The sequence below is a fragment of the Pseudobutyrivibrio sp. genome (assembly GCF_015057185.1).
Lineage (GTDB): Bacteria > Bacillota > Clostridia > Lachnospirales > Lachnospiraceae > Pseudobutyrivibrio.
This window is the reverse complement of record NZ_SVEV01000006.1, coordinates 91,065-100,737: the sequence shown is the minus strand read 5'-3', so window position 1 is coordinate 100,737 and position 9,673 is coordinate 91,065. Positions and strand designations below refer to the sequence as shown.

9 protein-coding genes are annotated in these 9,673 nt (G+C 37.3%); 6 read left to right on the top strand and 3 right to left on the bottom strand.

Translation table 11 applies throughout. The annotated features are described in order from the left end of the window. The first annotated feature begins 111 nt into the window (after positions 1-111). Complete coding sequence (locus E7276_RS04100) at positions 112-1,473, top strand: MATE family efflux transporter (RefSeq protein ID WP_294214062.1); 1,362 nt, start codon at positions 112-114, stop codon at positions 1,471-1,473. A gap of 18 nt (positions 1,474-1,491) precedes the next feature. Next, positions 1,492-3,246: a glycoside hydrolase family 2 protein gene (locus tag E7276_RS04095; protein ID WP_294214060.1), complete on the top strand. Its 1,755-nt coding sequence runs from the start codon at positions 1,492-1,494 to the stop codon at positions 3,244-3,246. On the opposite strand, the gene E7276_RS04090 is transcribed toward E7276_RS04095, so the two are convergent. Continuing rightward, on the bottom strand, positions 3,212-3,667 hold the full coding sequence (locus E7276_RS04090) for a threonine/serine exporter family protein (RefSeq protein ID WP_294214059.1): 456 nt from the start codon (positions 3,665-3,667) through the stop codon (positions 3,212-3,214). The genes E7276_RS04095 and E7276_RS04090 overlap by 35 nt on opposite strands. After that, entirely contained in the window at positions 3,667-4,443 is a 777-nt protein-coding gene (locus E7276_RS04085; RefSeq protein ID WP_294214057.1) for a threonine/serine ThrE exporter family protein, read from the bottom strand. Before E7276_RS04085 ends, E7276_RS04090 begins: the two co-directional genes overlap by 1 nt. Before the next feature lie 427 nt (positions 4,444-4,870). Here E7276_RS04085 and E7276_RS04080 point away from each other — a divergent pair, with 427 nt between their 5' ends. From E7276_RS04080 to E7276_RS04070, 3 genes are all read left to right on the top strand, one after another. Then, the gene (locus E7276_RS04080; RefSeq protein WP_294214056.1) at positions 4,871-5,749 is read left to right on the top strand and encodes an Mrp/NBP35 family ATP-binding protein; all 879 of its coding nucleotides are present in this window, start codon (positions 4,871-4,873) and stop codon (positions 5,747-5,749) included. Between the two features lie 171 nt (positions 5,750-5,920). Further along, positions 5,921-6,442 (top strand): peptidylprolyl isomerase, encoded by a 522-nt coding sequence (locus E7276_RS04075; RefSeq protein WP_294214053.1) that lies wholly within the window; start codon positions 5,921-5,923, stop codon positions 6,440-6,442. A 227-nt stretch (positions 6,443-6,669) separates the two neighbouring features. Next, positions 6,670-7,347, top strand: a complete 678-nt coding sequence (locus tag E7276_RS04070; protein ID WP_294214051.1) for a hypothetical protein — start codon at positions 6,670-6,672, stop codon at positions 7,345-7,347. Here E7276_RS04070 and E7276_RS04065 read toward each other — a convergent pair. After that, positions 7,295-8,578: an HlyC/CorC family transporter gene (locus E7276_RS04065; protein WP_334298474.1), complete on the bottom strand. Its 1,284-nt coding sequence runs from the start codon at positions 8,576-8,578 to the stop codon at positions 7,295-7,297. The two genes, E7276_RS04070 and E7276_RS04065, sit on opposite strands and share 53 nt — an antisense overlap. A 117-nt stretch (positions 8,579-8,695) precedes the next feature. Here E7276_RS04065 and E7276_RS04060 point away from each other — a divergent pair, with 117 nt between their 5' ends. Continuing rightward, a complete protein-coding gene (locus E7276_RS04060; RefSeq protein ID WP_294214047.1) occupies positions 8,696-9,649 on the top strand; it encodes a tetratricopeptide repeat protein in 954 nt (317 codons plus the stop codon). Positions 9,650-9,673: the final 24 nt, after the last annotated feature.

The following is a 9,673-nucleotide window of genomic DNA, read 5'->3' as shown; positions in this document are numbered from 1 at the left end:
CGCCGTGTACCGAACGGTACGCACGGTGGTGTGAGAGGTCGGGAAATTCATTTGAATTTCCCTCCTACTCGATTATTTTATTATTAGCTATAAAGTGCTAGAATGTTTAATATGAACAAAAAGAAATTAGACATGACTCATGGCCCTCTTCTGGGCAAACTTATTATCTTTACTATTCCTATTGTAATGTCAGGTGTGTTGCAATTATTGTTTAACGCAGCTGATGTAATTGTTGTGGGGCGATTCGCGGGAGAAGCGAGCCTTGCTGCAGTTGGTTCTACTGGATCCCTTATTAATTTAATGACAAACCTATTCATTGGTGCTTCGGTTGGTGCTAATGTTTGTACGGCTCAGTTTTATGGGGCTAGACAATATGAAGATGTAAAAAAGACACTACACACTAGTGTAGCTATATCTATTATTGGTGGAATAGTATTAGTATTTCTTGGACTATTTGGTGCAAGACCAATGTTGGAATTAATGGGTTCTCCTGAAGATGTTCTTCCATTGGCAGCACTATATGTACAGATTTACTTTTTGGCAATGCCAGCTGCGATGTTATACAACTTTTTAGCAGCTATTCTGCGAGCAGCAGGTGACACTACTCATCCATTAGTATTTTTAACTATAGCTGGAATTGTAAATGTAATATTAAATCTTGTTTTAGTTATATGCTTTGGGCTCGGAGTGGCAGGTGTTGCCATTGCTTCTGCTACTGCCAATTATATTTCTTGTATATTATTGGTTCTATTCTTTATCAAACAGGATGACGCTCTAAAGCTCAATCTTTCAGAGATTAGCATAGATAGACGTATCCTCAAGAAAATTGTAAAGATTGGATTGCCAGCAGGTATTCAGGGTAGCGTATTTTCACTATCCAACGTAGTTATTCAATCTGCAATTAATTCTTTTGGTACTGCAGCAATAGCCGGTTCTTCAGCTGCAAGTTCGATAGAGGGCTTTGTTTATGTTTCAATGAACTCAGTATCTCAGACTTGCGTTACATTTACAGGTCAGAACTTTGGTGCTGGTAATGAGAAACGTGTTAAAAAGGTTATTTTTGAGTGTTTAGGCATTGTTACTGTATTGGGAATTATTTTAGGTAATTTAGCTTATTATTTCGCTGATGTATTGCTTGGTATTTACACTGACAGTGCTCCAGCAATTGCCGCTGGCACCATTCGTCTATTCTGGGTATGCACACCATATTTCTTGTGCGGAATAATGGATTCACTTACTGGTGGTCTGAGAGGTCTGGGATATTCAACTGTCCCTATGATTGTCTCTCTGTTGGGCGCATGTTTTTCGAGACTTATTTGGATTGCAACATACTTTAGAGTTCATCATACAGAGTCAGTATTGTTTTTCTCATATCCAGGAAGCTGGTTGTTAACATTGAGTGTGCATAGTATATGTCTGGTGATTATTTACCGTCGTTGGGTTAAAAAGAAGAAATCTGAAATCAGGATTTAATAACTAGAGGGGGTTGTTATGTATTGGAAGGAAATGCTAGGGGCCATTAGCCGAATTGACAAAAATGCACCAGTTTATGAACTGAGCACAGATTATAAATATGAGGGGCTGCAAGAATATCCACGTCCACAGCTTCAGAGAAATACATATATTAATCTTAACGGCAAGTGGAATTATAGAATTATTAGTGGTCAGGGAAAAGTGGTTCAAAAAGGGATTATAGAGGTGCCATTTTCTCCTGAGACTACACTGTCTGGTGTTGAAAAACACGTTTTACAGCCTGATGAGACGCTAGAATATATAAAGGTTTTTGGGCTTGATAAGGTAAAAAAAACTAAGCATTTAATTTTACATTTTGGCGCTGTCGACCAGGTGTCACAGGTATCTATAAATGGCATAAATCTAGGCACCCATGAAGGTGGTTATACAGCATTTTCCTATGATATCACTGATTTTATTGTAGATGGCGAAAACGAGATAAAAATAAGGGTTAGAGACTATACAGATGGTGTTGGCTATGCTAGAGGAAAGCAAAGTATTTCACCTTGTGGAATGTGGTATTCTGCTCAAAGTGGAATATGGCAGACCGTGTGGATGGAATGGGTCCCTGAGGCCTACGTAACAAAGCTGAAAATTACCCCTGATATTGATAATAATCGATTAGATTTAGTTTTGAGTGTTTCTGAGTTAAAAGGTCAGGTGTCTATCTCAGCTGCCAATCAGGAGCTTATAAAAGATTATTCAGTGGACAAAATACAGGATGATAAAATATATGTTCATGTAATCCTGAATCACTATAAGCTATGGACGCCAGAAGATCCTAATATTTATTTCTTAAACATTGAATATGGTAAGGATACCTTTTCTACTTATTTTACTATGCGTCACTTTGGAGTAGGAGTGGATGAACGAGGATTTCCTTGTCTGACATTGAATCACAAGCCATATTTTATGCATGGCGTGTTAGATCAGGGATATTATCCAGAGAGTCTTATGACTCCACCTAGCGATGCTGCAATGATAAATGATATAGAGTCCATAAAGTCTTTAGGCTTTAACATGATTCGAAAGCATTGCAAGATTGAGCCTATGCGTTGGTATTTCCACTGTGACAGAATAGGAATGATTGTATGGCAGGATATAATTAATGGTGGCACCAAATACGACATGAAAATGATTTGTCATATTCCTACAGTAGTTAGACCATTTGGAAATACAAAGGATAAAAATAAACTATTCCTTAGATTCACAGGTCGAAATACTGAAAAATCAAAGGCAGTGTGGCGACATGAGTGCAAGGAAATGATTGAACAGCTTTATAGTGTGCCATGTATCGGTCAGTGGTGCTTATTCAATGAAGGCTGGGGACAATTTGACGCTAAGGCCTGTTTAGAATATGCGAAGCAGTTTGATTCCACAAGACCTATAGATGCTGCGTCAGGTTGGTTCCATGAGGGCTGTGGTGATGTGTTCTCAGAACATCTATATTTTGAAAAGCTAAAAGTAAATCATGGACCTAGACCTTACGTTATATCAGAATATGGTGGCTTTTCCTTGAAGGTAGGCAATCATGTGAGACGTGATGCAGTTTATGGATATAAAAAGTATTCACAAGGCAAAGATTTGCAATCAGCATATGATGAAATTATGAAAAAAATAAAGTCCCTCAGGGAAGAGGGACTAGCAGGTGCGGTTTATACACAGGCAACCGATATAGAAGATGAAGTTAATGGATTGTTTACTTACGATCGGAAGGTGCAAAAACTGTATTAAACCAACTTTGTGGAAATGCCATTCCGAAAATGATTCCCATAACTATGGCGCCTGCGGTCTTGATTGTTGAAAGACCATAGTTTGTAAAGTTAACCATATCATTCATAATTAAATAATAGGATGTATAGTAAATTCCGGCACCGGGTACTAAAGGGAATATTCCTGAAATCAAGTATACGGTGACGGGATTTTTGCGTTTAGACGCAAGACTTCTTGAAAATACTGTAAGGAAGAATGAACCTACAACATTACCAAGGGTAGGTGCAGCTAATGTGCTAGCAATTACAGAATAGAAAATCCATCCGATTGCTCCAGATATACCGCAAAAAAACAGCTCGGATTGAGGCGCAGAGAAAACGATTGCAAATCCAATTGTTGCTATAGTGGCAACTATAAATTCGATAATATAATTTGTATACATTAGATGTAAGCACCTCCTCCTATTAAATGAGCAATAGTGATTATGGTACCAACACCAACAGCTATACAAAATGCAGTTAATAATGCATCAATAAGTCTGATTGATCCTGAAAGATAATCGCAATTGATAAAATCTCTAATACTATTAGTAAGTGGAATACCAGGAACTAATGGCATGATTGCTCCGATAATGATTTTGTCGTAATGTACAGGTAACCCTGCAGCATAAAACAGCAACGCTACAATAGTAATAACCATACTGCTCAGTACATTAGTAATTGTTTTCGAGTGACCAAGCTTTCTATCTAATGTGAGGAATAATCGAAGTATAACACCAACTATGATGGCAATAAATGCATCTAGAGGAGTTCCACCATATAAATATGCAAATCCGCCACAACCAATTCCTGTTGCAAGTATTAATGTTAATAAATTATATTCAGGTATAACTTTTGCTTGCTCCAATTTTTTCCATGCATCTTCGATGGAAATCTTTTTTGCACAGACGTCACGACATAAACTATTAATGGCAGCGATTCGACTTAGGTGCATAGGGTACATAGGGACATGCCTAATCATTGAACTGGCATGCTTAGTTACTTCGTCCGCACTGGCGAAAATTCCGTTACTCAAAACATACACATCACAGTCTGTAATATCATAAGAATTCAAAATAGCAAGTACGCTATCCTCAACTCTATAAACTTCAGCTCCATTTCGAAGTAAGCAGTCTCCTAATTCAACTGCAAAGGATAATACTTTTTTTGTATCTGACATATTGTCTCCTAAATGAATAAATTTTCCAGTTCTGATTATCTAATAATCCCGGAATAATTTCAACCTTATGGAAAGTTATTTACATTTGTGGATAACTTTGTGGGAAATGTTTGTTCGTTGAATTATATATCAAAAAGACACAAATTAGCGCTAGCCATTGAAAATTGGGGATTTTTGAAAAAAAGTTATCAAGACTAAAATGTGGATAACTTGTAAAAATGAAGTTATCCTCAACCTTAGAAAAATGATTGTGGAAAATGTTGATAACTATATTTTTAGGTTGATACATTACTCAACAAGATAAAACGTCAACAGTGAAGCTTTTCCTATATACATGTATTTCTAAATAAACCTTATATAAGTTGGGTTTTATGATATAATCAAACACAGTGAAAATGAAAGAGATAGATTAGGAGGTCTAATAATCATGGCAGATAATAATACATGTGCTTCAGCCAGCTCTTGTAGCAGAGGCTCATGCGAAGGTTGTCCTTCTGCATCAGCAGCACAACAAGGTGTTAGGAATACAGCTTTTTTAGAGGCACCAAATGCCAATTCCAATATTAAGCACGTTATCGGAATCGTATCTGGTAAGGGTGGCGTAGGAAAATCAATGGTTACATCTTCACTTGCAGGTGTAATGGCGAGAGCAGGTTACAAGGTAGGTATCCTTGATGCAGATATTACAGGTCCATCTATTCCAAAAATGTTTGGTGTTCATGGTCCAGCTGCAGCAGACGCTGAGGGAGTTATGCTTCCAGAGGTTGCAGAGGATGGCACAAAGATTATGTCAATAAACCTTATCCTTGATGACGAGGAGAGTCCAGTAATATGGAGAGGTCCTGTTATTGCAGGTGTTGTAAAACAATTCTGGACAGATGTTGCATGGGGTGATATCGATTACTTATTTGTTGATATGCCACCAGGAACAGGTGATGTTCCACTTACATGTTTCCAGTCTTTACCAGTTGATGGTATTGTAATTGTTACAAGTCCACAGGAACTTGTTCAGATGATAGTTAAGAAAGCATATAACATGGCAGATATGATGCATATCCCAGTGCTTGGAGTTGTTGAGAACTATTCATATGTACAGTGTCCAAATTGCGATGAAAAGATTCAAATCTTTGGCGAGAGCCACATTGATGAAGTAGCAGCAGAGCTTAATATTCCAGTACTTGGTAAAATACCAATGGACAGAAGCTTCGCTACAGCAGCAGATGCTGGTCGCATTTATGACATGGAGAATAAGTATCTTGCAGATGCTAAAGCTGTTCTTGAAAAAGCAGAGAGTGTTGCAAAATAAAAAATCGTAAACGAGGCTATAATTAAATACATATTTAATATATATAGCATTATAATTGCTTAAATGAGCTTGTAGTTCACAATCTCTGAGGTCTCTGGAGGATGACATGTAGTCACCGTAAGAGACTCTCAGGATTGTGAGCGTAACAAGCGGAGTAAAGGAGAATTTATTATGGCACAGAATCCAATTGTTACAATTGAAATGGAAAATGGCGATATCATGAAGGCTGAGCTTTATCCAGAAATCGCTCCTAACACAGTTAATAATTTTATTAGTCTTATCAACCACAATTTCTATGATGGAGTTATTTTCCACAGAGTAATTAACGGTTTTATGCTTCAGGGTGGAGATCCTGATGGAACAGGCATGGGTGGCCCAGGTTATTCTATCAAGGGTGAATTCTCAAGCAATGGTTTTGAAAATAACCTTAAGCATGAGCCAGGTGTTCTTTCAATGGCTCGTACAATGATTCCAGATTCAGCTGGTAGCCAGTTCTTTATCATGCACAAAACTAGTCCACATCTTGATGGAGACTATGCAGCATTTGGTAAAGTTATCGAGGGTATGGATATAGTTAACAAGATTGCTGAGACTGCAACAGATTGGTCTGACAGACCTGTTGAGGAGCAGAAAATGAAGAAGGTTACAGTTGAGACTTTTGGTGTTGAGTATCCAGAGCCAGAAACTGTATAGCAAATCATTTTACTTGCCAATGAGGTTTTAATATGGTAAACTAGCGGCACGCGTTTTGCGTGTCGTTTTTTTCGTTAAATTCAATTTATTTCCCAAAGGACAATATGAAACTAAATAATATTTACTTGTGCTTTGTACTGTGGATAACAGTAGGAGGTTTGGCTTCTATTTGCTCAATTTACAGGCGTATTAGGGCAAAGAAAAAGAATAAGCTAAGGCTAGCATACATGAATAGATTAATGCTATTAGCAGAGCAAAATCATGATGTTACGACACTCTTAAGAGAAGTTTATTATGGATTTAATAATAAGCTGTTTAAGCACTGTCTATTTAAAGCGCTTTTGCTGCAGGAAAAAGCAAAGGATAAAGAAGCATATGCTCAAATCGGATTTAGATACATTGAAAAGAAATATGGATGTAAGCCTATGAATTTAATTCATAATTATCTTATCAATGAGTTTCTAAAAAATGGAAAGTTATCCACAATGGATTATGCTGCTTTCTATAATTATGGAGAGAAACTAATAAATGCCTGGAAAAAGGAAGAGTTGGTGTTCAATCGTATAATGAGAAAAGAACTGATAAAAGGTGTTCTATGGCAATTGTTTTTCTTTAATATGAATATAGCGGTGTATTTTAATTTTTATACAGAAATAAGTGAACTAATCCTTGTAATTGTCAACACAATTGGGATTGTGGTATTTATTATTCTGGATTATGAACGTACTTTTGTAGATGTGAAAAACCGTGACGGAAAACTTGCAAAGACATTTTGGGGCAAAAAAAGAGCCCTAGCCAAAACCATCAGGATAAAATCCTTTTATCAACTGATAGGTGGCATGGGCCTTATAATTAATCTTGGTTTGTTTGTGAGTCAGAAGCTTGCGCAGGAAGCTTTATTCTAAGCTTAGTAATACGTTTTTTCTCAACAGCAAGTACTCGAATAATAGCTCCATTTTCTGAAACGTAAGTCTCACCCACATTTGGAAAATGATCAAAGGCGCCTGTAATGTAACCACCAATGGTATCGTAGTCCTCACTGGAAAAACCAAGTGGGATAATATCGCATAAATCCTCTAAGTTCATAGAACCTAGAACCTGATATTCTCTATCACTTATGCGAACAACAGGGTCTTCTTCGTCTTCATCATACTCGTCTCTGATTTCGCCTACGATTTCCTCTAATAGGTCTTCTAGTGTAATCATTCCAGAAAGGTCACCGTATTCATCCAACACAATGGAAAGAGAGGCAGCCTCGGATCGCATTTCATCAAATAGGTCAGAAACGTTTTTCATTTCAAATGTGAAATAAGCGTCTCTTAAATAATCGCGAATTGAAAAATTATCAGGTCGATTAAGCCCGAGAAAATCCTTCATGTTGACAATTCCAAGAACCTTGTGGGTATCTGGCTCGCATACAGGAAGTCTTGTGTACATGTCTTCTTTGAAGACTTTTATTAATTCATCATAGGTGATGTCGGCATCTACCATAGTCATGTCTATTCGAGGAATCATTACTTCCTTAGCCGTGGCGTCAGAGAAGTCAAATACCTTGTGAATCATGGTGCGCTCATCACCTTCGATGGCTCCACTTTCGTGGCTGACATCAACCATTGTTCGGATTTCTTCTTCGGTAATTGTTGTATCTTTAAAATCTGGGTCAATGCCAAACATCCTAATAAAAATGGCAGATAAAAAATTAATGGCAACAATTACTGGAGTAAGAATCCACATTAAAGCACCAATTACTGGAGCAAATATAAGGCTGAGGCTGGTAGAATAGCTGGTAGCTAATGACTTTGGTGTAATTTCACCAAATATTAAAATTAACAAGGTCAGGATACCAGTTGCTATTCCGGCACCAACATTACCAAAGATATCTATGGCAAGTGCTGTGGCAAGAGAAGACGCTGATAGGTTTACAATGTTGTTGCCTATTAAAATAGCAGAAAGCATCTTTTTAGGTCGGTTAATAACATTTAAAACCCGGGCGGCTTTTTTGTCATTATCATCAGCCATAGTTTTTATTTTAATTTTGTTAACAGTTGTGAGTGCAGTCTCTGCAGAAGAAAAAAATGCAGATAAGCATAGCAGAACAAAAAGAATTATTAGTTTACTTAGCAAGTGCACATCCAAACGATAAAACCCTCCTTTGTTATGAATGAATAATTTCTAATAATTATATCATATAGAAGAAAAGATGTTGCAAGTTTTCACTACACAAAGGCTGGTTACTTTGATAGAATTATCACTATGAGAAAAAGGTTAATTGCGATTGGATTAAGTGCATATATGGTGCTGTCTTTGACGGCATGTTCTAAATATAACGAGACTGAAATTTCTCTCAGAGATGAAGGCATCGAGCTTATGGATACAGGAGACTATGAGGGGGCCATTGAAAAGTTTGACGAGGCGCTAGACTGTTCCATTGGCAAGGTCACTGATTTAGAAATCGACATTAATTATTACAAGGCTGCAGCCCAGTATAATGCAGGAAATTTTGAGGATGCAACGAAAACATATGCAGCTCTTATAAAATATGATGGCGATAACTATAAACCATATTTTCTTCGAGGCAGCATATATGCCAAAGAGGGTGAAATCGGTCAGGCTATTTTAGATTATGACGCAGCTATTGCCATAGATGATGAGAATTATTTGTTATACATTGAAATATATGAGAATTTAAATTCGCTAGGGTATACTGATCAGGCTATGGTCTATTTGAATGATGCTCTTGCTGTTGACGATAATTCCTCAGATGCAAAATATTACAAAGGTCGAATCTATTACATGCTGGGAGAGACATCTGATGCCGAAACTTATTTAAAGGAGGCTGTTGATGATGATATAGTAGAGGCCAGATTATATTTGGCAAAGCTGTATCAGGATCAAGGAGATTATACTTCTGCCCAGACTTTATTAGAGGAATACGCTTCATCAGAGGATGTGACCAGTGATGCTCTTGCAACACTTGGAGATATCGAAGTTTCAAATGGCAATTATGAGAAAGCCTTGAACTATTTTGAGGCAGGGTTGAAATTAGATTCAATAGACAATTTGCCAGAACTAATGAAGGGTAAGGTTGCTGCCCTAGAAGGACTAAATAGATTCTCCGAAGCAAAGGAAGTGCTAACACAATATCTTGAGTCTTACCCAAATGACGAAGAGGCTCAAAAGGAACTAGTTTTCCTACAAACCAGATAAAAACACCAAAGACACGCTACAATA